General features: G+C 48.5%; 18 protein-coding genes and 2 pseudogenes. 4 read left to right on the plus strand and 16 right to left on the minus strand.

The genetic code is table 11. The features are described 5' to 3' along the window. Positions 1 to 225, minus strand: a pseudogene (locus GCWU000182_RS02705) (beta-galactosidase small subunit-related protein); the annotation flags it as partial. A 90-nt stretch (positions 226 to 315) separates the two neighbouring features. On the opposite strand from GCWU000182_RS02705, the gene GCWU000182_RS02710 reads away from it, so the two are divergent. Further along, the gene (locus tag GCWU000182_RS02710) at positions 316 to 918 is read left to right on the plus strand and encodes a hypothetical protein (protein WP_023391208.1); all 603 of its coding nucleotides are present in this window, start codon (positions 316 to 318) and stop codon (positions 916 to 918) included. 90 nt (positions 919 to 1,008) lie between these two features. Here the strand turns inward: GCWU000182_RS02710 and GCWU000182_RS02715 are convergent, their stop codons facing one another. From GCWU000182_RS02715 to GCWU000182_RS02730, 4 genes and pseudogenes are all read right to left on the minus strand, one after another. Beyond that, entirely contained in the window at positions 1,009 to 4,047 is a 3,039-nt protein-coding gene (locus tag GCWU000182_RS02715; protein WP_023391209.1) for a glycoside hydrolase family 2 TIM barrel-domain containing protein, read from the minus strand. A 1,208-nt stretch (positions 4,048 to 5,255) separates the two neighbouring features. Then, a pseudogene (locus GCWU000182_RS02720) lies at positions 5,256 to 8,768 on the minus strand (endo-beta-N-acetylglucosaminidase); the annotation flags it as partial. Between the two features lie 199 nt (positions 8,769 to 8,967). Beyond that, positions 8,968 to 9,777, minus strand: a complete 810-nt coding sequence (locus GCWU000182_RS02725; RefSeq protein WP_023391211.1) for an MBL fold metallo-hydrolase — start codon at positions 9,775 to 9,777, stop codon at positions 8,968 to 8,970. A gap of 182 nt (positions 9,778 to 9,959) precedes the next feature. Beyond that, a complete protein-coding gene (locus GCWU000182_RS02730) occupies positions 9,960 to 11,270 on the minus strand; it encodes an alpha-L-fucosidase (RefSeq protein ID WP_023391212.1) in 1,311 nt (436 codons plus the stop codon). 223 nt (positions 11,271 to 11,493) lie between these two features. Between GCWU000182_RS02730 and GCWU000182_RS02735 the strand changes: the two genes are divergently transcribed. Further along, a complete protein-coding gene (locus GCWU000182_RS02735; protein ID WP_023391214.1) occupies positions 11,494 to 12,120 on the plus strand; it encodes a CpXC domain-containing protein in 627 nt (208 codons plus the stop codon). 59 nt (positions 12,121 to 12,179) lie between these two features. Here GCWU000182_RS02735 and GCWU000182_RS02740 read toward each other — a convergent pair whose 3' ends face one another. The 10 genes from GCWU000182_RS02740 to GCWU000182_RS02785 form a co-directional block, all read right to left on the minus strand. Further along, a complete protein-coding gene (locus GCWU000182_RS02740) occupies positions 12,180 to 12,701 on the minus strand; it encodes a YjbQ family protein (protein WP_023391215.1) in 522 nt (173 codons plus the stop codon). Between the two features lie 3 nt (positions 12,702 to 12,704). Next, entirely contained in the window at positions 12,705 to 13,397 is a 693-nt protein-coding gene (locus GCWU000182_RS02745; protein WP_023391216.1) for a triose-phosphate isomerase, read from the minus strand. A gap of 34 nt (positions 13,398 to 13,431) precedes the next feature. Next, positions 13,432 to 13,716 (minus strand): PTS sugar transporter subunit IIB, encoded by a 285-nt coding sequence (locus GCWU000182_RS02750; protein WP_023391217.1) that lies wholly within the window; start codon positions 13,714 to 13,716, stop codon positions 13,432 to 13,434. A 15-nt stretch (positions 13,717 to 13,731) separates the two neighbouring features. After that, positions 13,732 to 15,054 (minus strand): PTS galactitol transporter subunit IIC, encoded by a 1,323-nt coding sequence (locus tag GCWU000182_RS02755; protein ID WP_023391218.1) that lies wholly within the window; start codon positions 15,052 to 15,054, stop codon positions 13,732 to 13,734. Positions 15,055 to 15,084: 30 nt separating this feature from the next. Further along, positions 15,085 to 15,552, minus strand: coding sequence for a PTS sugar transporter subunit IIA (locus GCWU000182_RS02760; RefSeq protein WP_023391219.1), 468 nt, complete (start codon positions 15,550 to 15,552; stop codon positions 15,085 to 15,087). Continuing rightward, positions 15,542 to 17,500 (minus strand): BglG family transcription antiterminator, encoded by a 1,959-nt coding sequence (locus GCWU000182_RS02765; protein ID WP_023391220.1) that lies wholly within the window; start codon positions 17,498 to 17,500, stop codon positions 15,542 to 15,544. Before GCWU000182_RS02765 ends, GCWU000182_RS02760 begins: the two co-directional genes overlap by 11 nt. Positions 17,501 to 17,708: 208 nt before the next feature. After that, the gene (locus tag GCWU000182_RS02770) at positions 17,709 to 18,377 is read right to left on the minus strand and encodes a DsbA family protein (protein WP_023391221.1); all 669 of its coding nucleotides are present in this window, start codon (positions 18,375 to 18,377) and stop codon (positions 17,709 to 17,711) included. Positions 18,378 to 18,732: 355 nt separating this feature from the next. Continuing rightward, complete coding sequence (locus GCWU000182_RS09555) at positions 18,733 to 19,329, minus strand: CYTH domain-containing protein (RefSeq protein ID WP_023391222.1); 597 nt, start codon at positions 19,327 to 19,329, stop codon at positions 18,733 to 18,735. 24 nt (positions 19,330 to 19,353) lie between these two features. Continuing rightward, positions 19,354 to 20,265 (minus strand): magnesium transporter CorA family protein, encoded by a 912-nt coding sequence (locus tag GCWU000182_RS02780; protein ID WP_023391223.1) that lies wholly within the window; start codon positions 20,263 to 20,265, stop codon positions 19,354 to 19,356. A 15-nt stretch (positions 20,266 to 20,280) separates the two neighbouring features. Further along, on the minus strand, positions 20,281 to 21,189 hold the full coding sequence (locus GCWU000182_RS02785; RefSeq protein WP_035363956.1) for a magnesium transporter CorA family protein: 909 nt from the start codon (positions 21,187 to 21,189) through the stop codon (positions 20,281 to 20,283). A 190-nt stretch (positions 21,190 to 21,379) separates the two neighbouring features. On the opposite strand from GCWU000182_RS02785, the gene GCWU000182_RS02790 reads away from it, so the two are divergent. Together GCWU000182_RS02790 and galT are read left to right on the plus strand one after the other, a co-directional pair. Next, positions 21,380 to 22,555 (plus strand): galactokinase, encoded by a 1,176-nt coding sequence (locus GCWU000182_RS02790; RefSeq protein WP_023391225.1) that lies wholly within the window; start codon positions 21,380 to 21,382, stop codon positions 22,553 to 22,555. Between the two features lie 57 nt (positions 22,556 to 22,612). Then, positions 22,613 to 24,112 carry a UDP-glucose--hexose-1-phosphate uridylyltransferase gene (gene galT, locus GCWU000182_RS02795; RefSeq protein WP_035364456.1) on the plus strand — a complete coding sequence of 500 codons (1,500 nt, stop codon included), beginning with the start codon at positions 22,613 to 22,615 and terminating at the stop codon, positions 24,110 to 24,112. Between the two features lie 93 nt (positions 24,113 to 24,205). Here galT and GCWU000182_RS02800 read toward each other — a convergent pair whose 3' ends face one another. Further along, on the minus strand, positions 24,206 to 25,399 hold the full coding sequence (locus GCWU000182_RS02800; protein ID WP_035363957.1) for a pyridoxal phosphate-dependent aminotransferase: 1,194 nt from the start codon (positions 25,397 to 25,399) through the stop codon (positions 24,206 to 24,208). Positions 25,400 to 25,417: the final 18 nt, after the last annotated feature.

A 25,417-nucleotide genomic window follows, 5' to 3' on the forward strand; every position in this document is an offset into this window, starting at 1 on the left:
TTAGTTGTCCAAGGGCCGCCAGGCCATGGTCCAGCGACAGGACAAGCTAGGTCCTGTGATGCGATAGGCATCTGGCAAGGCAGGTCCACAGGAGTTGGTTCCTAGACCACTTTGGGCTAAATCCAGGTTGAGATAATAGCCTGATGGCTCCGGCAATTGATCGTGGTGGCTAGTCTGGCTCAAGGTCTGCGCACTATAAGGCGATAGACTGAAGTTAAGTCCCGAACTCTCTGGGGTCTGGTTGGATTGGCAATCAAAGACAAGAAACCTAACCTTATGCTATAATAAATCAAAGACTATCTTAGGAGGTTTTCAATGAAACAAAATAATAACCACGAAATGTTCACATCTTTGCCATACGGGATTCTCTGCACCCTCATAGGCCTTTGGGCTGTTCTCAATATTCCTAGTGCAATCAATCGTCAGGACATGGCTTTGGCTTACCTTATCTTGTATAGTATTGCTGGCCTGTTCCTTATCCCTATGGGCATCAGCCTCATTTTCATGGCTTTCAAAATCAGACGGGAAACCAAGGCACGCTACGAAGCGACCTACCAACGCTACCCTGAATTGCGGGACAACCTCTCCCTGCTAACGGACCAAGCTAGTTTTGTGGATCCACTCAACCAATTCTATGTCTACCGCGATACCCTCTTCTATATCGAAAACGGCTTCATTGACTACCAAATCGAAGATTTAAGCTTAATCGGTGTGAAAATTGAACGTATGAAAGATGCTCCACGTGTCTCATCCAATCACCTCTTCTTCCTCTACATGAGAGAAGGCGATCAAGAAATGAATTCTTTAGATATCGGGACTGTCAGTCAGCAAAAATACGACAATCTCATTGAACTCTTCCGCTATCTGCTGCAAGTCAAACCAAGTCTTCGTTTTGAAGATGCCATCTCAGATAAGTAAATCAAGGAGGAAGTATATGTCTCTATTCAAGAAACTTAGCCTTTTTTTATAAAATCCAGGGCTAATAGCCCTGGATTTCTTGTTTGATGCTTAGTTGTCCAAGGGCCGCCAGGCCATGGTCCAGCGACAGGACAAGTTAGGTCCTGTGATGCGATAGGCATCTGGCAAGGCAGGTCCACAGGAGTTGGTTCCTAGACCACTTTGGGCTAGATCCAGGTTGAGATAATAGCCTGATGGCTCCGGCAATTGATCGCGGTGGCTAGTCTGGCTCAAGGTATGCGCACTATAAGGCGATAGACTGAAGTTAAGTCCCGAACTCTCTGGGGTCTGGTCTTGGACCTGCCAGAGAACCGGCGCCTGGACAACTTCTAGCCACGACACCTGGCTACGGTTGCCATTTTCTTGTGGCTTAATGTAAGGTTCATAGAAATCTCCGGCATCCAAACTAAATTGGGCCCGGTAGCTAGCAGCCTGCTTGTCAGCATAATTTTCAAAAGGACCCTGTCCTAGATAATGAACCGTCTGGGCATCCACCAATGGCAAACAAAGACCAAAGCGTGGCAAAAAAGGCATTTGGCTATCCAAGTTGGCTTGGACTTCTAAACTTAACTGGCCATCCTTAGCCAGTTTCCAAGATCCTGTTAGGCTCAATGGATTCTGCCGCGCCAGCGCCGTCATAGCGCCTGAGAAATGTAGGCTGACGCTATCTGCTTGAACTTCTAGACGACTGTCTTGAATCCAAAGCTGGCTGTAATGATAATTGGCCGCCTCCCATTCCTTTCGAACATGGCGATCATTATCTGTCGGCGCCCGCCAAATTTGCCAGAAGGCAGCTTGCTTGAGCAGTTCTTGACCGGCATAGCTGATTTGACTTGGCGCCAGACTGCCCTTATCAAAGGTCAAAACTAGGTCGCCCCAGGTCAACTGATAGCTGGTCAGATTTTCTTGAGCACTGACAACTTGTGACGCTTGGCTCAGGCTAGGGACTTGATAGGCTGCCAAGCTTACCTGGTCGAAGCCATATTCCTCTTCATTTTCCAGACCCAAATAGACAAAGCGGATGCTGGCCGCACTCGCTAGGTCCCCGCAACAAGTTAGATCGACCCAAGTAGTTTGGCCTGGCTCAGCCTGCCAAGTTGCACAGTCTTGACTGGTTAAGAGCAAGCCCTCCTGATTATAGGCTTCCACTCGTAAGTAGAGGGCATCTGCCAAATTCAAGAAGGCATAGTCATTACGGAAGCAAGCTCGACGGGCTTCTTGCTCAAAGTTTACTAGACGAACTGGCCGAAAGACCTGTTTATGTTCTAATAGACCCGTATGCAAGGTGCGATCCGGATAGACCAAACCATCCATACAGAAGTTGCCGAAGTGCGGATAGTCGCCAAAGTCACCCCCGTAACGATAGGCAGGTTCTGCTTGTCCAGCTAGTGGTACCGCGATGGCATGGTCACACCATTCCCAGACGAAGAGTCCAATCAATTGAGGATGACGCTGCATGCAGTCATAATAGTCTTCCAGACCACCCGGCCCATTGCCCATGGCATGGGCATACTCGCAGAGCATAAGCGGCCGGTCAAGCGGTGCATATTGGCCCCCCTCGCTGAAGTAAAGCGTCTCGATTTCTTCAATAGACGGATACATCCGGCTGTAGACTTCCACATGCTGCTTATTGTGCGTCTTAGCTGGGTCGCGGAAATAATACCCTTCATAATGCAGAATCCGCGTCGGATCCCAAGACTTGGCTTGAGCTAGCAGGACTTCGAAATTGATGCCAAAACCTGATTCATTGCCCGCCGACCACATGATAATGGAAGAAAAGTTCCGCAGTGGCAAGACATTGGCTGCCATACGGTTTACTAGAGCCTCTTGCCACTCAGGATCCTCCGCTATCTGGTTAAAGTTACGACTATAGCCACGGCCATACAGATCCACCACGCCATGACACTCTATGTCGGCCTCACTGACCACATAAAAGCCCAAGCGATCGCATAGCTCATAGAATTCTGGTGACTTTGGATAATGAGCCGTCCGAATGGCATTGAAGTTATGGTGCTTGATGAGCATCAAGTCCTGAACTTGGCGTTCCAAGGTCACAGTCGCTCCCGTATCCGGCCAGGAATCGTGGTGGTTGACCCCTATGAGTCGGATAGCCTGATGGTTACAGTAGAGGCCGTCTTTGTCTACGGCTAACTCTCGCAGACCAATGGCTTGTTTATAGGTCTCGCTTGCCACCGACCAGTAGAGCGTGTATAGATATGGTTTTTCAGCCGACCAGAGATGAGGCTCTTCAAGGGACAAAGTCAAGGTCTGCTGGCTAGAATTCAGTGGTAGATTGGTCTCCTCCAAGACTAGCTGACCCTCCGCATCTTCCAAGCGATAGGACCAGCTCCCCCCTGGCTGATTAAGGGACCAAGACCATTCCAACTGGGCCGACTGGCCATCTGGCGCCACTTGGGGACGCAGATGGAAATCAACCAGTCCCTGAGCAGATCGCCGTCTCAGATAGACATCGCGGAAAATACCACTCATCCGGAATTTGTCCTGGTCTTCTAAATAAGTCCCGTCACACCATTTGAGAACTAACACTGCTAGCTGGTTCTGTCCCTCTTTGATATAAGGGGTTAGATCATAAACTTGCAGGCTGTGCGAAATTTGCCCATAACCGACAAAATGATCATTGACCCAGACATAGGCTGCTGAGTCTACTCCTTCTAGCACCAGTTCTGTCCCAGGCAGGTCTGCCAAATCCCTAATCTCAAAGCTTCGTTTATAAAGCCCGGCAGGGTTGGCATAGGGCACATACGGTGGATTAAATGGAATAGGGTATTCCGTATTGGTATATTGAAAGTGATCGTAGCCCTGATATTGCCAACAACTGGGCACTGGCATCGTAGTCCAATCTATGTCCTCTTGGTGAGTCGTCAACCAATAGGGCGATTCAATCAAGCGGACATTATCAAAATAATGGAAATCCCAATCCCCATTCAAGTCCACAAAACGAGACGATTCCTGCCGTCGCTTGGCTTGCTTGGCCTCTTGTAAATTCCCGTAAGGAATGAAGTAGGCCGCCTGTGGCATTTGGCCCACAGACTGAAGACTCAGGTCTTCAAAAAAGTTACTGATTAACATGGCTATCCCCCTTCAGCGCATGACCAGATTGAGAATCCTGGATACGCTTCCTTAATTTCTATTATAGCATAAGTCCCTTTGTCAGGAACCCATGCTCCCCAAACTTGTGATCAATTCTCCACAAAAAACTGCCCCTAAGGGGCAGTTTTGCCTTCTTACTCTCTTTCACGTTTAGGACGAAGTCCTAAGATTCCTAAGAAAGATAGGACCAGTCCACCTAGGGCAAAGCCAGATGGGCTCTCACCCGTTTCGGGTAGGCGGTCCTCATGGCTAGCCGCTGCTAACACCTTGTCACCAGCAGGTCTAGCTTGAGTTACTTCTGTTTGCTCTTCTGGCCCAACCGAATCACTTTGTCCTGGTTGACTCGGTTCTTGGCTTTGTTCTTCCTTAGCGAAGACTAAGGCATAGTGGGTAAAGTGTGGCCCATCAAAGACAACACGGCCATCTTGAATTTGGAAAGGCAAGCTTTGGGCTGGCCCGTCCTCAGGCAAGAAGAGTACTTGCTCCACTTTTTGATCTTGAGGCGATGGTAGACTGACCTTAGCTGGATATTGCGTATCCACATCCTGACCCTGAGCGTCTTGGCCTTCGATATCGTAGACAAGGGCTTGCCGTCCCGCTAAGGCTTGTTTTTCGGCTTCCGTCAGGTCTTCTGGCCCTAGCTTACCGACCTTGAGACCTGTAATATGACTTGGCTCCAGCCCTGAGAAGGCGACGGTCACATCGTGACTTGGGTCATGCAAGACGGTTGGCGTCACTTTCTTAGCAGTTAAGATGCTTTCTTCAAGTTGAGCCTTAGCTGTCGCAAAGTCTGCCGGACTTACCAAGTCTTGGTCCATCAAGGTCCGTGCCTGACCGACTTGTTTACTTAATTTGTCCTTTAATTCAGGATCTTGTAGACGATCCACCCAGTCCTGACCTAATGAGGCCACTGCCCCTAGAACCAGACGCGCCTCATCGCGCCCTTTCTGACCCGATAGATTGCCTAGGGCCTTATTCAAATTAGCCAGTGCCGCATCTACCTGAGCTTGCTCAGCGGTCTGTGCTGTCTTGACTAAGTCCTGAGCCTTGCTGACACTATCCTTAAGGGCCGCCTGTTCTTCTGGGGTCGCAAATTGATAGCGATAATGTGGAAGAAGGCGCTCCACTTCAGCTAATTTCTGGTTGAGATATTCGAAGTTAGCTTCTTCTTTTTCCACCCAAACGGAAAAGTCCGCGGTAAAGTCTTGATAGTGAAGAGTCACGGTCTGCTCACCTAATCGTTGAGGATCGTAGCCAGAGACTGTCACACCTGGATCTTGGAAGGTATGGGTGTGGTGGCTTTGGTCGGAATACACTACTTGGAATCTGCCCTTGGATAAATCTAAGTCTTGGCCTGGACCATAGTGTTGATTTGGAAGAGTTGTAATAGCTAGATGGGTAATTTCCTTACTGTCATCGTTCGAGTCGGCTTTAGCCACATAGACTCTCAGTGTTTGAGCCAAGGTTTGGTCCAGGTAGCTGACAGTTAGATCTTGAGCACCCAGCTTAGTCGCATCATAACCGCTGACTGTCACACCTGGGTGGGTCAGGTTAATGAGTTGATCCTCTTTGGCTCCTTCTAGACGAACTCGCAATTTAGCACCCGCTAGATTCAAGCCATCCTTGACATGATAGACCGTTTGCTCTAAACCTTGTTCCAAGCTGACTGCCTGAATCTTTTGGTGAGCGCTAGTGGCATCTACCAAGACTGCGGATAGGTTGCTAGCTTCCTTGCCTTCTTCCCAGGTCTTATAGTAGAGCAAATGGCTGCCTTCTGCTAAGTGAACTGGTTGGAAACTATAGTCTCCCGCTTGATCAGCCCTTACTTCCCCTAGTAGCTGAGTCGCTTCCCGATTAGCATAAAGTCTCACTGTGGCCTTGGCAGGTACCTTGTTCAAACCAACTTGGACATAGCCATTCCCCAAAGATTGAGCTGCTACATTGGCCATTGGCAGGTTGGTAGATTCTTTGGAAGCCGCTTGTTCATACATCTTCCAGTTATAGATACGAATCGCTCCCCATGGCGTTCCGTTATGGGAAGTTAACACATCCAAACGCCATTCTTGAGCGGTGATTGGTCGATCTAGGTCCACATCCGTTACATGCGCGCGGTTGCCACGAATTGATTTAGCTAGTAGCCATTCCCCGGTGGTCATATCCTTGTAGTAGAGGTCAAAGTCGCGGGTGTTCATGAGACCGTCATTGACAGACTCGCCGCCAGCCCCAGCATGTTCAACCACCCAACGGCGGACCGTTCTGACTTGGCTGAGTTTAATGTCGACATGGCCTTGAGGATCTAGAATACACCACTTGTCGGCATTAGAGGTAATGGTCCCGTTCAACATGGCGTCGGCTGGCTCAGAACCATCGCTAGGCCCGGATGCAAAGGTCACAGTAGCTCCTGGCACAATATTAGGTGCCTGCTCTTGTGGTTGGGTCGTATCAGACGTAGTCATTTGCCAGTCAAAAGTCGCGTAGCCGGCTTCTGACCGCAAGCCATTCTTGCCAACGGCTACTACCTTAAGCCGTTGGGTCGTCCCACTGGCATCCTGTGGCCGACTAACCTTAGCCAAATAAATATGGTGGTTAGATGAACCTGTCAGTAATTGCCATTTATTAGGTGCGACTTCTTGATAGACTTCATAGTAATCCGCATTGGCACTTGGGGTAAAGGCTAGATGGGCTTGGGCCTGACGGCTAGAGCTGAGTTGCTTAGACACAACTTGGACTTGGCTTGGTACCACAGGGGCTGTTGCCGTCTTCAAGAGGTCGATTTGCCCTAAGTTGAAGCGATAAGCAGCTTGATCTGTCTCACTTTCAAAGGCAAACTTAATGGCATAGATGGTCTTACCTTTCAAGCTAGATAAATCCAAAGTATCTTGGTGCCAGTCTTTACCCGGGGTCAAATCAAAGTAATGGAAGCTATCGGCACTATAGTTGGCCTGGGTGGCTAAGCCGACCCGGACACGACTTCCTAGGCCCCCTTTGTGGGCTAGCTTCAGCTGCGTAGTCTCACCCACAGCTAATTTGGTGGCATAAAGCATTGCTTCTTCTGGGTTCTTTGCCCCTAAATGACCAGAAAATTGAAGCGAGTTCCCGCCGTTATAGGCATCTTCAAAGTCATAGTCGCCCTTAAGGCCAGCTTCCCCATTCTTAGAGCGAATCCACCAACGCCAGGTTGGCAAAATTCCAGACACCGACCGATAGTTCCATTCAGAGTCTTTGGAGACTTGGCCATCTACATACCAGCGTTTACCGTGACCCGTATTGAAGCTGGTGTGGAATTGGTCGCCTAGAATGGCTGTTTTATCAGCGATATAGCCAGACAAGCCATACCAAGTGCTATCTTCCGGTTTTGGCTTGGTTGGGTCTTGTTGCAAGCCCGTCCAGAAGTTATTTTCTTCCCGGTGGTAACTTTCCCCGGTGGTCCCAATGCCAAGAATGGAATCCGGTGCAAAGAGCCCCAGAGAAGTCCGAAGCTTGCCTTGGTCATCTAGCAAGTCCCAGAATGGCACCTGGGTCTTATAAGAGTTCTTCTGTAATTCAAAGCCCATGTAGACATCATACTGGGAACGATTGACCGCCTTGGCGCTATCGACTGATTCATCCACTGACGCCTTACCCCAGTTGAAGTTGGCGAAGAATTCGTCCACTGGAACAGGACCTTGTGGTTTTTCTGCCTTCATATAATCGCGGTTCACTTCTGTTAAGGCATTTTGGTGATTACGTTGGCCGTTAATATCAAAGGCATCATACCAAGAAAATTTGAGGTTCACTTTTTGCTCGGTAGCATATTGTTTAGCATAGAGCATGAATTGCCGCATCTTCTCGCCCTTGCCATAGAGGCCATGGCCGGTGGTTTCTTGGTTGATAAAGTAGCCATCATAGCCATAGTACTTAGCTACGTCAACTAGCTTGCGGGCGAGCGGGAAGGTGTTAGAGCCTTCTTGGTCTTCTTGCAAGAACTCCAAGAAACGTTTGCGGTCGGCACGACTCGTGGACCAGTTGAAGAAGAGGGTCCCATAGACTGGCACCCCATTACGGTGGCCAGCATCAATGACATCAGGGCTTGGCACTAAACCATCCCAGAAAACCATGGAATCCAGGTATTGCCAGTGGTCGAAGGCATAGGTCTTAAACTCCTCGCCCCCAACTGAAGCATGATCCTCTGCCTTAGCGTTCATATTCGATAGGGCTTGGACCTTGGCGTCTGGGTTAGCCGTTGGGTTGACTACATGTCCTTGATAACGTGAAGCTAGGGGGACACTGGCCCGGTTAATTTCATCGTCCTGACGCGCTCCTGGTTGCCAGTCTAGGAGTTCTTTCCAGTTTTGGAACTTCACTTCCTTTGGCTTGACCTCTCCGTCTTGCTTTTGCGGTGTGTCAGGCACTTCTTGAGCCGGGGCAGGATTAGCGCTTGCTTGGTTGCTTTCTGCGCTCGCTTGACTGGTCTGATCTGACTCACTGCCAGCAGAGCTGGAGGCTGGCTCTTCACCTAGACTAGAACTGTCACTAGGGGATGCGGCAGCTTGGTTGACCTCAGCCTTGGGGCTGGTCTGGTCTAAGGAGGCCTCTGAATCTGAAGTCACCACTTCTTCTGCCGCTACATGAGGGGCGCCGGCCAACAACAAACCAATGGCCAGGGAAGAGGCTAGGGCTGCCTTCATCTGCCAATGGGGGGAAACATTTGTCTTGCTCATACTTCTATCTCCTTTCATATTTGGTCTTGCTTTATCCCCATTATATGACTGCGCTTACACAATAACTATCTCAAAACTATAGATAAATTATCAGAAATTATGGCTGTTATAAGCTACCCTCTTGACTAGAGAAGACTTGTTCTTATCTAATGCTAAAAAAGACAAAAACCCGCCAAAAGGCGGGTCTAAATTCAAATGATTAAAGATACTTAAGCGGCGTCGCTAGTTCTGGATCGGTCATATGAACCTTGAGTCGACGACCAACTTCAATATCATGTTGTTCTAGAATACCAGTACAGGTAGAAAGGGCTAATTCCTTAGTGTTATTTTCCTTACTCAAGTGACCCAAATAAATATCTTGGGTGCTAGCCCCTAACATATCCACCATGGCCAGGGCGCCATCTTCATTAGACAAATGGCCCTTGTCGCCCAGAATCCGTTGCTTAAGTGACCAAGGATAGGCACCATAGCGCAACATCTCAATCTCGTGGTTAGATTCTATCAGATAGGCGTTAGCATTCTTCAAAAGGCTTCGAAGTCTTTCGCTGACATAACCTGAATCCGTCAACATGACGAACTGCTTGTCTCCCTGTTGGAAGGCGTAGAATTGAGGCATGGCCGCATCATGGCTGACTTGATAGGTTAAGACATCCAAGTCCCCGAAGGTGACCAACTGATCTGGTTCTAACTCGCGACGGTTGTCAGGGTCAATGGCCCCCAACATTCCATCCATGGCTTGCCAGGTGGCCTTATTAGCATAAACTGGCAAATTATATTTGCGAGATAGAACTCCTACCCCATGAATATGGTCCTTATGTTCATGCGTCACCAGAATGGCATCTACATCGGCCACACTGCGGTCAATCTGGGCCATCAAGGATTCTATTTTCTTGCCACTCAAACCCGCATCGACCAAGAGTCGTTGGCGGTCTGACTCCACATAGGTGACATTGCCGCTACTGCCAGACGCCAAGATTGAAAATCTTAAGCCATTGGCATTTTGGCTCATTTCCTGCGCTCTTACTATCACACACTCGCCTACTTCCCTATCTTCAGATCACACGCTATTTGAGACCCTCTGAAATTCTTTCCTTGGTCTCATCTCCACTGTCTAGTATACGCAAAAGGGGGCTTCAGCGCTAGTGATATGCGTATAAAAAGAGGCCAGTTTGACCTAGCCTCTTAGTCTTTTTAATCCTTCAATTCAATCTTCAACACGGCATCAATCTGGTTAGGTAGGAGATAGGTATAATGCTCCACTTCCCCCATTTGGACGAAGGTCAAACCTGGAAAGGCCTTGATATTCCAACTGTCCGAAACCTGAAGCTCTGAGCCATCATTCAACCATGAAATGCGTTTGATTTGATCGCGGTCAATGCCCGGCAAATAAAGGGGGCCAATCGGTTGCTCGAAGAGATGGGCGTAGATGGTCTGGCCTTTGCGCGTATAGTAGCCCCAGTCTGGTTTTGGAAGGTCTGCATAGCCACAGCCATAGATACTTTCTGCATGTAAGTCCATCCAGTCAGAAAAATCACGCAGAATAGCCTGATTCTCGGCTGGGAAGCGACCTTGAGCGGTTGGCCCGATATTGAGCAACATGTTGCCCTCCTTAGCCACGCACTCCACCAGCTTATGAATGAGTGTTGCTGATGACTTATAGTGATGATCTCTAGCATGATAGGCCCAGTTATTATTCATAGTCAAGCAGAGCTCCCAAGGCACAAAGTTTCCGGCTTCGTTACGGATACCTTCATGTGGCACCACTTGCTCAGGACTGACAAAGTCGCCGGCATAGTCGCTGATAGTCTCAGTTACAATACTACCAAATCCCTCGCCAGATGTCTCCAGACGATTATCAATTAAAATCCAAGGCTGATGCCCCCGCACGAGCTCAATCAATTCTTGGGCCCGCCAAGCCTGTCCACACATTTGACCATAAGAGAAGTCAAACCAGAGGATATCCAATCGACCATACTGGGTTACTAATTCTTCGACCTGACGGTGCATATAATCGACATAACGATTGAAATCTTGGCCTGGATCAGCGGCTTGATGTTTGCGGGGATGATAAGGGTCACCTGCATGTGGATAGTCAGGGTGATGCCAGTCTAAGAGACTGTAATAGAGGCCAACCTTGAGTCCTTCAGCACGTGCAGCGTCGACAAATTCCCTTACCAAGTCACGGCCGCAAGGGGTATTAGTCGCCTTGTAGTCCGTCCACTGACTATCAAAGAGGCAGAAACCGTCGTGGTGCTTAGCCGTCAAAATCATATACTGCATGCCTGCCGCCTTGGCTTGGCGTGCCCATTCCTGGGGCTGGTAGCCCTCGGGATTGAAGCAGTCTAGATAGAGAGGGTATCTTTCGACGATTCCCGGGTCATGGCTAAGTACCCACTCGCCTCGAGCGGGAATGCTGTATAGCCCCCAGTGTAGAAACATACCAAAACGCGCCTGACGGAACCATTGCGTCCGTTCCATAATTTGCGCCAAAGTCTGAGTCATGCGCGCCCACCTCCTGGGTTGATAGATGATAACTTCATTTTGTGTCCTCCTAAAATAATGTCGATTGCACATCTATTATAGCCCCAAAAGACAGCGTTTACAACAAACTTGCTGAATCCCCCTATTATTCCAGTAAATTCGATACTTGTAAGCCCCATCATTCAGGTGTAAACTAGTGGGTGTAAAGAAATCTTGCTAAACTAAATCCGAAGGAGTTGTCCTCATGATTGTTCGTGATACTGTCCAAATGCCCTGCCCTCATTGCCAGCATGTCCAAGACTTCGAAGTTCTCTTACTTGTGACTGGCGATATGGAGCCCCCGTTGCGTGACCGCATCATTTCAGGCGATTGGGCGACCTTTAGCTGTCAGCAGTGTCAAAGGCAGGAGCGCATCCTCTACCCTACCCTCTACGAAGACCGCGTTGCTAAGGTCAGAATACACTATCAGCCAAATGAAGCGGAAGCCGCTCAACTCCTCAAGCAACTACCCGACATGGTTGCTTCTTACGGTCCTGACTATGCCGACTATCAAGTCCGCCTAGTGCCCCATCCCTTGGACTTCATGGAGAAGGTAGCGATCTTCACTGCCGGCTATGATGACCGTATCATGGAAGCAGTCAAGCAGGACTTAAAACAAGCCGACGGCCTACCTCATGACCTAGTCGACCTCTATTTCGGACTTAACCCTGAAGGAGACAAATTGTTCTATCTCTACACCCCTTCTGGTTTGTTGGGACTAGACTTCGACGAAACACTCTACCAGCAAGCAGCTGAGCGGGCTCCTGAATTCGAGCAAGAACAGGTTTTTGTGGTCGATCAAGAGTGGGCAGCTCAAGAAAATTGGATTTAGAAATCAAAAAAGAGACTGGATGATAACAAATCCAGTCTCTTTTTTATGCGATAGTTTTCCTATTCTCCAATTACAACAACACGATACTTACGCACTCGTTCTCGAGTTTGGTCAAAGTCTGCTAGATAGAAATAGCCTGTGCGTCCAACCGCCACTTGGCCATCCACGACTGCAAAGGTTTCGCTGGCGCCAATGAGGGTCGCCTTAAGATGAGCATCGCCATTCCATAGTAGGCTTCTATCACCGCCCGGCAACCAGTCATCAACATCTGGCCAGGATTCCACTTCCGCATAATGTAGTGGCCCTGGATAGCGATAAGTTTGAGCGCTAATATGAGGAGGCAGAATCTTCTCTAACGCATCATTAAGGTCCAGATGTAACCACTCATTGCCATGCTCATCCACGTCATGTGTGTATTCCTCATAGAGAATAGCACAGGTCGTGTGGGCCGTGACAATGGTGACAGTACCAGATTGAATACCACTGGTTGCTACAGCATTCTTGACCGTCTCCGTAATATCCACATAGGATACTTGTCCAGCTTGACTAGCCACCTTAAACTCCTGATTATAAACTGCCATCAGCTAGCCCTCCTTCATGGCTCGGTCCACTGCGGCCACCATGTCTTTAAGCATTTGGGCTGGATCAGGGGCTTTGACAATGCCACTGGTACACCCCGTCCCATCAGCACCGGAGCGAATCGCCCGATAGACATCCTCAGGTGTCATAATGCCCGCGCCTTGCATGATCAAAGTACGGGGACTGAGAGCCTTCACTGCTTGATTGGTCATCGCCATATAAGCGTCATCACTGGTTTGGCCGGTGCCAATCAACTCGGTTGGCTCGCAGAGCACAATCGTCGGCTCTAAAAGACTCAAGGCTCGCGCTTCGGCTAAAGAGTCCGCACAAACAATGGTCGCCATTCCCAAGTCATGGGCTCGCTTAACCGAGGCCACTAACTGAGCCGAGCTCAATGGATGTTCCGCATGATTGAGGAAGGTGGCCCGAGCCCCGGCTGCATAGAGCGAGTCTGCCAGGACCGCTCCCATGCCTCTGCCCGGTTCAATGCCATCCAGATGCTGGGCACAAACAATCAAGTGTTGAGTCTGGGAGGCTATGCGATAGAGATCTGCATAGGGGCAGGTCAAGACCACCGCAATGTCTGGGTAATCTAAGGCCAACTGATCGGCTACCCGCGCCATTTCCATTAAGTTCTCACCGTAGAGATAGGATTTAGGATTAAAGATAAAGAACTTGCCTTTGAAATCAACCGTCATAGAGTTCCCTCCTTAAGGTCCATAAGGTTTTTGATTAAGCCTCCAACTGAGACTTGAGGTCTGACCAAAGGGCATCCAAGCCCATGCCGGTTAAGAGCGGCAACCCCATAATCACCTTGTCCTTAATAGAATCTGGCACCACTGTAGTCGAAATCACAACATCATAGTCATCAATTCGGTTAACCTCTTCGGCCACCTTGGATTGGAAGACTTGGACAGAATCGCTATAACCATTTGCTTTCAACCAATCTTTGACCTTACCTGCAACAACCGTAGAAGTGGCAATACCTGAGCCACACATAATTAAGAGTTTTTTCATAGCTTTTACTCCTCCCTAGGATTTACGTACCTTATTGACATAGTAGAGACCTGCTAACGAAGCCAGAAGCACTAGGGTTAAGATGACCCAAGGCATATGATTGCCCGCGAAAATGAAGAGCCAGGTTGGCCAGAGTCCACCTTCTGCCATCGCCGTTACACTAGTGTTGCCACCTAAGTCGAAGTTCGCTGATTGAGCAGCTTTGGTAACTAATGGGGCAGCCCATGATGTTACATAGAGGATGCTAGCCATATAAATAGTCCCACCTACTACCGTCCGGACGATATTGCCCCGGAAGACTGCTGCCATCAAGCAGACAACGAATGGAATGGTTGCTAAGTCACCGAATGGTAAAGTTTGGTTACCTGGCAAGATAACTGCTAAGAGAATAGTAATTGGCACTAACAAGAGAGAGGATGATAAGACTGCTGGATGCCCTACTGATAGAGCAGAGTCCATCCCAATGTTGACTTCTCGTCCTGGGAAGCGGCGTTGTACAAAGTCATTGGCCGCTTCAGAGATAGGCGTCAAACCTTCCATGAGCAAGGAAACCATGCGAGGCATGAGGACCATAACCGCAGACATCTTAACACCTAATTGCAGGACTTCTTTTACTTCATAGCCGGCCAAGAGCCCCATGATAATCCCGATGATTAAACCTAATACGGTTGATTCCCCAAAAATCCCAAAGCGTTTTTGGATAGTCTCAGGATCGGCTTCAATTTTGTTAAAACCAGGAATCCGGTCGAAAAGCCAGTTGAGCGGGATAGCTACTAAGAAGCCTGGCGCTGAAGTCCCGTGAGGGAAGGTAATATTTGGAAAACCATAGAATTTCTTAATAGCTGGCGCAATAATATCCCCCAAGAGGTAAATCATAACCAGGTAAGTGACAGTCGCATAGAGACCAAGTGAGAAATCTTGGGTCACAGCATAAACTAAAGAAGCTACGAAGGCTGCGTGCCAGAAGTTCCACATATCCACCATGAGGGTCTTGGTTAAGCCTAAGAAGAGCAAGAGCAAGTTAATCCCAATCCCAATCGGAATGGATAAACTCCCTAAGAGGGTCCCATAAGAAATAGCTGCGGCGGCTGGCCAGCCCACGTCAATCGTAGTCAAGTTCAAGCCAAAACGTTCCACCATAGCTTGCGCGGCAGGGCCCAAGCTCCCGCCCAAAAGGTCAACGACCATGTTCAAGCCTACAAAACCAATCCCGACCATAATTCCAGAGACTAGGGCTTTCTTAGGTTTGGTCCCCAAAGCAATCCCAAAGATAAAAATCAAAATAGGTAAGACGACAATAGCGCCTAAATCAACGAAGCTTTTAAACAAGTCTAACATCTTACTTCCTCCTTTGAATGGGAAAAACGACTATAAAATTCCGTGCTGGGCAAGCATCATACGCAGAACTCCCTGGGATTCAGGCTGATCAGGCAATTGACAGATGGCTGCCATATCTTGACTATCCTGCAGTAGGGCAACCAGATCTTGCAGTAAAGTGAGTTGCTGGTGGGCTTCCTTAAGGGCGAGCATGAAAACTACCTGGACAGGTACGATCACATCTGAGCTTCCCATCTGGTAGAAATCTACCGGTTGGTCCAGGGTCATGATGGCTAACTGTGCTTTCTTCACGTGCTCCACATCCGTATGTGGGATGGCAATCCCATAATCCTGAAACTGGAGGCCCGTTGGAAAAATCTTCTCTCGTTCTAAGACTGCTGTTGGATAGGATTCATAAACCACACCGCAATCCACCATGACTTGGCCTAGATAGGCTAACACCTCCTCTCTCGTCTTGAGGCCACTGACCTGAAACTGCATGATATTCTCATCTAACATTGATATTCACTTCCTCTAATAGCCGAGCCTTGAGGCTGGCTCCATCCTGGCATTGACTGAGTTGATTCATTAATTCTTGGTCTTCAATTAGGGCGTAGAGGGCAACCAGACTCTCCTTAAATAGCTTCATGTCTCTTTCTGCTACCGCAATTAGGAAGATAAGTTTGACTTGGTTCTGGCCCCAACTAACCGGCTTGGCTAACGAGACTAGGACGATTTCGGAGTGAGTCACGGTTTTAGGATCACTGTGAGGCAAGGCCACACCTGTGTATACACTAGTAGCTCCCATTTGCTCTCGTTCATAGACCGATTGGACAAAGGCCGGATTAGCCAAATTCTGGGGGCTAGCTTGGGCCAAGACTAGCTCTAAGGCTTGATCTTGGTTGTTAGCAGTCAACTGGACTTGGTCTGGAGTCTTAATTAGCTCCGCTAGGCTAGCCACATGGAAGCTAGATTCGCGCCTGAGAGCCTTGACCATCTGGTGATGGCCGGAGGTTAACTGGTCATAGTGGTGGCGAATCTGTTCGAGTTCATCTTGAGTCATAATTGGACTTACTCGCTGAACAGGTACTGGTAGCTCTTCCTTTAAATCGAGAGAGGAAATAACTAAATCCACGCCACGCCAATCCATATCAGCTAACTCCTGCCATTTAAGATTGAGAAGGCGATCCGAAGGACTAAAAATCCGCTGCAATTTGGCTAGAATTAACTCAGAGGCAGCTAGACCATGTTGGCAAACCACCACAATAGTCAGAGGCCGTTGGACTTTCTCTAGGGCAATCTGAAAATGTATGACCAAGAAAGCCAACTCCTCATCCGGCACCTCCATATCATAGTGTTCAGCAAAATCCCGCAAGACCAGCCAGACGATATTAAATAAGGTTAAGTATTGCTTCCTAATTTCATCCAAGGCTGGGTTGGTAACATGCATATGATGTCGTAAACGAAAAATCATTGAAGACATATGATTAGCTAGCATAGCTAGTAGATGCTGATCCTGGCTTAAATCCACATTGAGAAAGTCTGAGACCCTTTGAATCAGAGCCTGGACCTGCTGACGTAACTCCCGTTCATAGTCGGGGCTTTGGATCTTGAACCCTACAGCCAATAAGGTATAGGCCAGAGACTCAATTTCAATCGCTGATAGCTGTACTAGCGCTTGGCCTGTCACTGCCTCCAAGAGCTCCCCAGCGAAAAAGTAAACTTCCAAGTGGCTGAGGTCGCGGACCAATTCTTTTGCTCGAACTTGAAGGACCTGACCTAACTGACCTCGGCGTCGGATAATCAAACATTCTAGCAAGAGTAGCAGATAATAATCTGCGGTGAAATCATGCTGATAAGTCTGACTTAACTGATTCAAGGCATGCTGGCAGAGAGTAATATCTTCTGCATGGAAAAAGACCACTAAGTCCTGAATCGGCTCACCCATCTGATAGAGCCATTCCTGTAAATAAGTTCGTAGACATTGACGGATAGCTGACTCCCGTCCCTGAACTTGCAGGCGGCCATCTTGGCGAACCAGTGTCAGCCCACAAGCTTGGAAGCGAGGACCCAACCGACTTAAGTCGCGGTTTAAAGTTACAGAAGACACATAAAGTTGTTCTGCTAAATCCTCTAAGTCTAGTCCTCCCGAGTCCAAACATAGGGCCTTGAGCAAGTGCCGCTCACGATCGTCAGGTCCATAAGCTTCCCACTGTGCAGCTTGCTGCCAGTCTTTAATCAGGCTACGTAACCTCGCCTCGTCGGCCTGGCTTAAGTCTAATCGCACCCCATTACGAGGTGATTTGTCTATGGCTAAGCCATGCGGAGCTAAAGCCTCATTAAGCTTAGCCAAATCATGATAAATTGTCTTGGCCGATACGCCATAGAGCTGGGCAATCTGGGTACTAGCCACATAGTCAGTCTGCTTAAGTAAATAATCCAACATATGCATCTGTCGTTTATTCATGGCTCCCTCCTAAAGTAAGATCAAAACGTTTTCATCTACTTAAATTATACCTTGGATTGCTGTCTAGATAAAATCATCTTACTTCCGGATTAATGTGGAAGGGGGAGAGGAAATGGAAAAAACCTAATAGATTCATTCTGCTCCTAAGCTTTTTTATAGGTACTGAACACAAAAAAGAGGCTAGAACCAAGTTCTAGCCTCTCTCTTATTATTTTTTTGTTGCAACCAGCTTCAACCGGGTAGGTCGAGGGCAGCAGGTTTTATCCATTAATAAGTCCACTTGTTCCAGAATGTGTTGGCACTCCATCGGCCCTTGCAAGAGGATGCCGGAGTCCCCGGAACACTGTTCAAAAATAATGAGTGACGGTGTATCTTGCACCTTCATCTCGAGCGCAATCTTTTGATCACGATAGTAGAGTTCCTTGACATATTGAGAACGTCGGTCACTCTCGAAGAGGGCCAAGTCCAAGCCAATATCACAGGCTAAGCTGGCCAGGAATTCATCCGTCAGTCGTTCTAAATCAGAATTAATGCGGCTTTGCATTTCGTAGAGGTATTGACGGCCACGACGCTTGCCTTGCAGACCCGCTGCCCGGTAAGCCAAGGTGGCAGAATAAATCTTTTGGAAAATTTCGTTGCGATGACGCAAATCCTGAGGTTCATAACCCAGCTGCATCATGTAACGGGCAATGAGGGGTTGACTGGTAAAGCAGAGAATATGCACATCCGTCTTAGCTGGCATTTGCTTAATCGCACGGCTGAGTTCGCGCTCTACTCTGCGGCAATCTTGCCCTAGGGGGTTAACAAAGAGATACAACTCAAATAATCTGGCCTGACCATGGCCTGACACTTGATAGGCCACTTGCTCTTGTGGCATGCGACTGCCCCTCCTCTCCGACTGGATTTCTTAAATTTATCTTAACACAAAGAATAGACAAGTTCTAATGAAATGCCTTATAGCCCGGCTAAAAGACATTGAGACTGAATCTTGCTGAGTTGGGATAAAGCGGACTGTTCTCCTCTATTTCTCAGCTAGCTAGTGGTCTACTCTCCAAAGTGGTCCACTGGCTCTCCTCTTTCTCAGCATTTCGGCCCTTTTCAGCATTTTCCCATGTAGCTAGTGGTCCACTCTCCAAAGTGGTCCACTGGCTCTCGGCTTTCTCTGCATTTTGGGCCCTTTTCGTCGGTTTTCCATGTAGCTAGTGGTCCACTCTTTAGAGTGGACCACTAGCTCATTTATTCTTCTCTAGTTCGGCGTAATAGGCGCTAACTCTGGCAATTTTCTTGTCTGCTGCTAGGAGCGGAAAATCATAGGTCTGGCTTAATTTGGCTATATAGTCTTGAGCCAAATGCAGGTCTTGAGCTTCTAACTCCAGCTCATAGTCGACCTGGTCACCATAAAGAGTCTGATCTAGCACCAGCTCACCCCAGCCTAAGTTTAAGGTCCAGCGATTAGTCTGAAAACCATAACGCACAACTAAGTCCTGGGGTGCTAGGCCTACTTTGGCTAAGGCGCCTAAGATTCCCGCATCCTGAATCCAAGCACCAGCCAAACTAGTAGGTACTGAATCTAGACGCTCCGCATTAGTTTGTGTGATTTCCAAGGCTTGAAACTGGTCCAAAGCCTGCTTGAAGGTCCACTCACTCACTTGGTCATATTGCCGTAGCCTTAAGGCAGCCCGCGCCGCCTTAAGGGCGCTCTGATTGCTATCGTAATAGTGGTTAACTTGTTGGCGTGGTGCCACCCCATCTAAGCCCAAACCTGACTTAAGTCGGGCAAAACTCTCTGCCTCCAAGGCAATTTTTACTTCTTGTTCAATCAAGGCCATATGAAGTCTGCCCCTTCCTAGTCGCTATTGTTTCTTATCCATGAGATAGTTGAGGATTCGCAGGCCAATCACCCAGCCGACTGCCGAAATCAACAAGATATAGACCCAGCCCATGGCATCTTGTTCGAAAGGCAGGGGCATATTCATCCCAAAGAAGGAGGTGATAATGTCTGGAATCGTCAGGAGAATGGACACGATGGTCAAGAGTTTCATGGTGTCATTCAGGTTGTTGTTCAGAACATTGTTATAGGTACCCGACAGTTGATGCAAGATAGTCGAAGTCAACTGGGTCATTTCCACCAACTGCTTGGCTTCAATCAGAGAGTCTTCTAACTCCTCGCGCGCTGCCTCATCTAAGAGGCGAGACATAAACTGGGTCCGCAATTGTTCCAACAGCACCACATTTTGCTTGGTAGCTGAGACAAAGTAAACCACCCCAGTGGCCAAGTCCGACAAAGCGAAGAGGTTCTGTTTGGTAGTCTTCTGTCTGAGAACCTGGTTGAGTTGGTCGCGCTCCTGGTTGATTTTCTCAACCAAAGGGAAATACTGTTCAGACACAGTATAGAGCGAAGCGAATAGGAAAGTGAAGACCGAAACCCCAAAGTTAGCATCCAGGTAACGGCTAAATTCCGGTATCAGGTAAGCATTGGCCTCGTTGCTGATGGTAATGAGTCGCTTAGGCTGAACAATAAAGGTCATGGGCACCGTCTCATAGTGGTAATCCTGTTTAATGGGATTAGGGACATTATAGATGATGATAAAGGTATTGCGTTCGCGGTCGTACTCGGTCCGGGCCCGTTCATTACGGTCCAGGGCGTATTCGACTATTTCTTCATCTAAGTCATATTGACTGAGGAGGTCCGGCCGGGAGGCAAAGGTGTCCACGTCAATATTGAGCCAGCTATCTGTCTCGTTGATTGGTCGCATGCTAATCATGGGGAACCTCCTTTCTTATTTTCGGGCTAAGAGATTTTTGAGGACGCCATTAATTACTATGCATCCAGCAATACTAATAATCAAGGTAATCAACCAGCCCATAGGGTGATTGGCAAAAGGCACCGGCACGTTCATACCGAAAAAGCCGGTCACGAAGGTCGGCACCATGAGGATAATCTCTAGCGTGGTCAGAATCCGAAAAATATCGTTCAAGTTATTATTCAAGACATTGTTATAGGTGTCTGACAGTTGTTGTAGGGTTTGGCCTGTCAACTGGGTCATTTCCACTAACTGGCGCGCTTCAATCAGGGTATCTTCCAATTGCTCCCGCTCCACTTCCGTTAGCGAACGAAAAACCAGTAAGGTCCGCAGCTGCTCCAATAGGACGGTATTCTGCTTGCTGGCAGTGATGAAATAGACCATGCCGGTCTCCATATCCGATAAGGCCAGAAGATTCTCCCGCGTGGTCTTGTCACGTAAGAGGCGGGTCAACTGATCCCGCTCACGGTTGATTTCCTCAACTAGAGGGAAGTACTCATCCGTCACCCGATAGAGTGCCTCGAAGAGAAAGCCGAAGAGACTTTGTTCTGGTTCTAACTCTAGGTTACGATGCATACGCTGTAGGATATAGGCATTATCCTCGTTGCTGATCGTAATCAGGCGATGCTTTTGGACGATAAAGGACATCGGCACCGTCTCATAGTGGCGGGTCTGCTTAATCCGATTGGGCACATTAAAAATCAGGACGAAGGTGTGGCTTTGGCGATCATAATCCACCCGGGCTCGCTCATTGCGGTCGGCCGCATATTCGATAATCTCCTCATCTAAGTCGAATTCCTCAATCCACTCGGGATGTTTTTCTAGGGCATCGGCTTCAATGTTAATCCAGACATCCTGGGCGTTCAGTGGGACACTGCGAATCATGGCGCCAGCCTCCTTTCCTATTTTTCTCACCTCCTTATTATACCGAAATTAGACTTAAAAAGTAAACGCATATGGCCCCTCCCCAAAAAGGATAAAAATTCTGTTAGAAATAGCATTGAACACCCTTACATTTAGTCGTATAATAGAACTATATTACTCAATTATCTAGCTAGTACTAGGAGGAACTTGTATGGAATTATCTGCTTTACACACTCGATTTCAAGAAGTTTTTGAATCTGAACCCGGCCGGGCCTTCTTTGCGCCTGGGCGAATTAATCTGATTGGTGAGCACACCGACTATAACGGCGGGCGGGTCTTCCCCTGTGCCATCACCCAAGGGACCTACGGCATTGCCCGTCGACGTCAAGATAGCTTAGTGCGTTGCTATTCGCTCAACTTCGAAGAAGCTGGTCTTATCAGTTTTGATTTATCGCAAGAGCTAGTCAATCGGCCAGAAGACAGCTGGACTAACTTTGTCAAAGGCGAAGTCAAATTCTTGCGCCAAGCTGGCCACACTATCGACCAAGGCTTCGACCTCTTGGTTTATGGCAATATCCCTAACGGGGCGGGTCTCTCAAGTTCTGCTTCCTTGGAATTATTGGTAGGGATTACCTTGGAATCCCTCTTTGACTTAAGCTTGACCCGTCTGGATTTAGTCAAGATTGGCCAACAAGTCGAGAACCACTTCATTGGCGTTAATTCCGGTATTATGGACCAGTTTGCTATTGGTATGGGGGCACAAGACATGGCTATCTATTTGGATACCAATAGCCTAGATTACCAACTAGTCCCTGCGGCTTTCGGCGACTACCTAGTACTAATTATGAACACCAACAAACGCCGTGAGTTAGCAGATTCTAAGTATAACGAACGTCGCAGTCAATGCGAGGAAGCCCTGCGTCGCCTACAAGCAGGCGGCATGCAAATCCAAAGTCTGGGCCAATTGAGCCCTGATGGCTTTGAAACGAGCCGCCATCTCATTAATGATGACGTCTTAGAACGTCGGGCTAAACACGCGGTCTACGAAAATCAACGGACAGTTCAAGCCAAAGAAGCCTTGACTGCCGGCGATTTGAAGACTTTCGGCCAACTCCTTAACGCCTCCCATATGAGCTTACAGGAAGACTATGAAGTAACGGGGCGCGAGCTCGATACCCTGGTTCACACGGCTTGGCAACAAGAAGGCGTCCTAGGAGCCCGCATGACAGGTGCCGGCATGGGCGGTTGTGCCATTGCCTTAGTGGCTAAAGAGGCGGCAGAGGCGGTTCAAGCAGCCGTTGGCCAAGCCTATGAGGCAAGCATCGGCTACCCTGCTAGCTTCTATATTGCCCAAGTTGGCGCTGGTGCCCACGCTCTAGCTGACTAAATCATGATGAATGCTTGCCAAAAAATCAGGCAAGCAGAGAGGACGAACGCTGTGACTATTCCAATTGACCAAACCATCCACCATTTTGTCAGCCGCGCCATCCAAGATGGCTGGCTGGACCCTTTAGATCGAGACTACACTATCAACCAAGTCCTAGCACGGCTAGCATTAGATGGTCTCGATTCTTGTGAACAAGCCCTAGACCCTGAGCTAAGCCTCCTAGACTATCTAGATCAACTAGAGGCCTATGCCCTGGAACAAGACTTAATTGCAGACTCTGCCTTCGGCCGCGAGGCCTTTGAGGCGGCTATTATGGATTTGTTGACGCCTCTACCTTCTGTGCTCAATCAACGTTTCTGGGCCCTCTACAAGGAGTCACCAGAGCGGGCCACAGATTATTTCTATGCCTTGTCGCGGGCCAATGACTATATCAAGACCCGCCACATTGCCAAGAATATTGCCTTTAACGCGGCTAGCGACTACGGCGACTTGCAGATTACCATCAACCTTTCCAAGCCAGAAAAGGATCCTAAGGATATCGCGGCGGCCAAATTAGCTAAGCCAAGCCACTATCCTAAGTGCCTGCTTTGCATGCAGAACGAAGGCTACCGAGGCCGTAGTAATCATCCGGCGCGTCAAAACCACCGTCTGATTCGCCTATCTCTAGGCGGAGGCGCCTACGGAATGCAGTACTCGCCTTATGTCTACTATAACGAGCACAGCATCTTCCTCAACCAGGAGCATGTGCCTATGAAGGTTGACCGGGCTTGCTTTGAGCACTTACTGGACATCATTGAGGTGTTGCCGCATTATTTTGCTGGCTCTAATGCCGACTTACCGATTGTGGGCGGCTCCATTCTCTCCCACGACCACTATCAGGGCGGGCGTCACACCTTCCCTATGGATCAGGCGCCGGCCTATGAGACGGCTAGCCTAAGTGCCTTTCCAGATTTAAGCGTCGACTTAGTCAAATGGCCTCTGTCTGTCATCCGCCTACGTAGCCAAGACAAGTCCCCACTAGTAGATGCGGCGACAGCCCTCTTAGACTTCTGGCGTGGCTATAGCGATGAGGCTTGTGACATCCTGGCCTTTAGTGGGGAGACCCCGCACAACACCATTACGCCAATTGCTAGACGTCGAGATGGCGCCTACGAATTGGACTTAGTGCTGCGCAACAACCGGACCACTGATACCTATCCGGACGGCCTCTTCCACCCACATCCTGATGTTCAACACATTAAAAAGGAAAATATCGGCCTGATTGAAGTCATGGGCTTGGCTATCCTACCTCCACGTCTAGTGGGCGAGCTAGCCACTATCAAGGATTTCTTACTGGGCCAAGCCTCCTTGGACCAAGTAGCTGACTATCACCAAAGCTGGGCGCAAGAATTGGCTGTTCACCATCCTCAGGTGGCCGCTGACCAAGTCGATCGCCTGCTCCAAACAGCTGTGGGGGCCAAATTCGCTCGCGTCCTTGAAGACGCTGGCGTCTTCAAGCAAAGCCCAGAAGGTCACGCCGGCCTCCGTCGCTTCCTGGATGCCTTTAACCAGGCTTAAAGAAAATTATCCCAAGTGACTTCCTATCACTTGGGATTTTTGAATGCAATAAACGCCTCCTTGAATACACAAGGAGGCGTTTTACTAATTTATTTATTTCTTGAGGCCTAACTCAGCTGCTAAAGCCTGCCAAGCCTTGAGGGAGCGTTCAACCACTTCCATCTTGACACAGTAGGACAGACGGACATAGCCTTCACATCCGAAACCAGAACCTGGCACGACTAGGATTTGGTGTTTATCTGCGACATAGTTAGCGAAGTCAACTGAACTTTCAAAATTAGCTGGCACCTTCATGAAGAAGTAGAAGGCCCCTTCTGGTAAGTTCATTTCGAAACCAAGAGCCGTCAATTCCTTATAAAGTAAGTCGCGTTTAGCTTGATAGTCTGCTACATCAGGCAAGACATCCAAGTACTCTGCTACGACCTTTTGAGCCAGGGCAGGCGCATTGTTAAAGCCTAATGTCCGGTTGCAGAAGATGAGGGCATCCATTAAGGTGTTCACTTCTGGCACATCTGCCCCAACCGCAATGTAACCGATCCGTTCACCTGCCAAACCTAAGGACTTGGAGAAGGAGTTAACCACAATGGCATGCTCATAAAGATCTAAGACATTCGGAACTTGATGGCCATCATAAGTAATGGTTGCATAAGGTTCATCCGATACTAAGAAAATTGGTTGGCCGAATTCTGCTGACTTTTCGCGTAATACCCCAGCTACTGCCTCTAAATCTTGACGAGAATAGATGCGGCCTGTTGGGTTATTTGGAGAGTTCAACAAGAGAATCCGGGTATCAGGTTGAATAGCCTGACGTAAGCCTTCAATGTTTGGTAAGAAGTCGGTTGATTCAGTTTCTACTGTATCCAAATGAGCGCCCACGTTTTGAGCGTAAAAGCCATACTCAACGAAGTAAGGCGCAAAAGTTACGATACGCTCGCCTGGGTTCAAGATAGCCTTGAACAAGACGTTAAGGGCACCTGCTGCCCCGGTTGTCATGACAATATGGCTAGCAGGGATTGGCTTTTCAGAGCGTTCGCTATAAAAAGCCGCCACCTTCTCGCGAACATCTGGGAAACCAGCATTTGGCATATAACGGTGAACACCTGGTTGGTCGACTAATTCCTTCATGCGTTCACGCAAGTCTACGGGCGGTTCAGCAAAAGGGTTACCGATGGAGAAGTCATAGACATTCTCTGGGCCATATTGCTTGGCTAATTCCAAGCCTTTCTCGAACATCTTACGGATAAAACTTGCATTGGCACAGTTCTTAACGATTTGTTTTGAATACATAGATATCTTCCTTTCATA

It is taken from the genome of Abiotrophia defectiva ATCC 49176, assembly GCF_000160075.2.
Taxonomy (GTDB): Bacteria; Bacillota; Bacilli; order Lactobacillales; family Aerococcaceae; genus Abiotrophia; species Abiotrophia defectiva.

Bases quoted from the DNA above. Each gene is read 5' to 3' on its own strand.
- GCWU000182_RS02710 (WP_023391208.1), top strand. From the start codon at position 316: ATGAAACAAAATAATAACCACGAAATGTTCACATCTTTGCCATACGGG.
- GCWU000182_RS02715 (WP_023391209.1), bottom strand. From the start codon at position 4,047: ATGTTAATCAGTAACTTTTTTGAAGACCTGAGTCTTCAGTCTGTGGGC.
- GCWU000182_RS02725 (WP_023391211.1), bottom strand. From the start codon at position 9,777: ATGAGCCAAAATGCCAATGGCTTAAGATTTTCAATCTTGGCGTCTGGC.
- GCWU000182_RS02730 (WP_023391212.1), bottom strand. From the start codon at position 11,270: ATGACTCAGACTTTGGCGCAAATTATGGAACGGACGCAATGGTTCCGT.
- GCWU000182_RS02735 (WP_023391214.1), top strand. From the start codon at position 11,494: ATGATTGTTCGTGATACTGTCCAAATGCCCTGCCCTCATTGCCAGCAT.
- GCWU000182_RS02740 (WP_023391215.1), bottom strand. From the start codon at position 12,701: ATGGCAGTTTATAATCAGGAGTTTAAGGTGGCTAGTCAAGCTGGACAA.
- GCWU000182_RS02745 (WP_023391216.1), bottom strand. From the start codon at position 13,397: ATGACGGTTGATTTCAAAGGCAAGTTCTTTATCTTTAATCCTAAATCC.
- GCWU000182_RS02750 (WP_023391217.1), bottom strand. From the start codon at position 13,716: ATGAAAAAACTCTTAATTATGTGTGGCTCAGGTATTGCCACTTCTACG.
- GCWU000182_RS02755 (WP_023391218.1), bottom strand. From the start codon at position 15,054: ATGTTAGACTTGTTTAAAAGCTTCGTTGATTTAGGCGCTATTGTCGTC.
- GCWU000182_RS02760 (WP_023391219.1), bottom strand. From the start codon at position 15,552: ATGTTAGATGAGAATATCATGCAGTTTCAGGTCAGTGGCCTCAAGACG.
- GCWU000182_RS02765 (WP_023391220.1), bottom strand. From the start codon at position 17,500: ATGAATAAACGACAGATGCATATGTTGGATTATTTACTTAAGCAGACT.
- GCWU000182_RS02770 (WP_023391221.1), bottom strand. From the start codon at position 18,377: ATGCCACAAGAGCAAGTGGCCTATCAAGTGTCAGGCCATGGTCAGGCC.
- GCWU000182_RS09555 (WP_023391222.1), bottom strand. From the start codon at position 19,329: ATGGCCTTGATTGAACAAGAAGTAAAAATTGCCTTGGAGGCAGAGAGT.
- GCWU000182_RS02780 (WP_023391223.1), bottom strand. From the start codon at position 20,265: ATGATTAGCATGCGACCAATCAACGAGACAGATAGCTGGCTCAATATT.
- GCWU000182_RS02785 (WP_035363956.1), bottom strand. From the start codon at position 21,189: ATGATTCGCAGTGTCCCACTGAACGCCCAGGATGTCTGGATTAACATT.
- GCWU000182_RS02790 (WP_023391225.1), top strand. From the start codon at position 21,380: ATGGAATTATCTGCTTTACACACTCGATTTCAAGAAGTTTTTGAATCT.
- GCWU000182_RS02800 (WP_035363957.1), bottom strand. From the start codon at position 25,399: ATGTATTCAAAACAAATCGTTAAGAACTGTGCCAATGCAAGTTTTATC.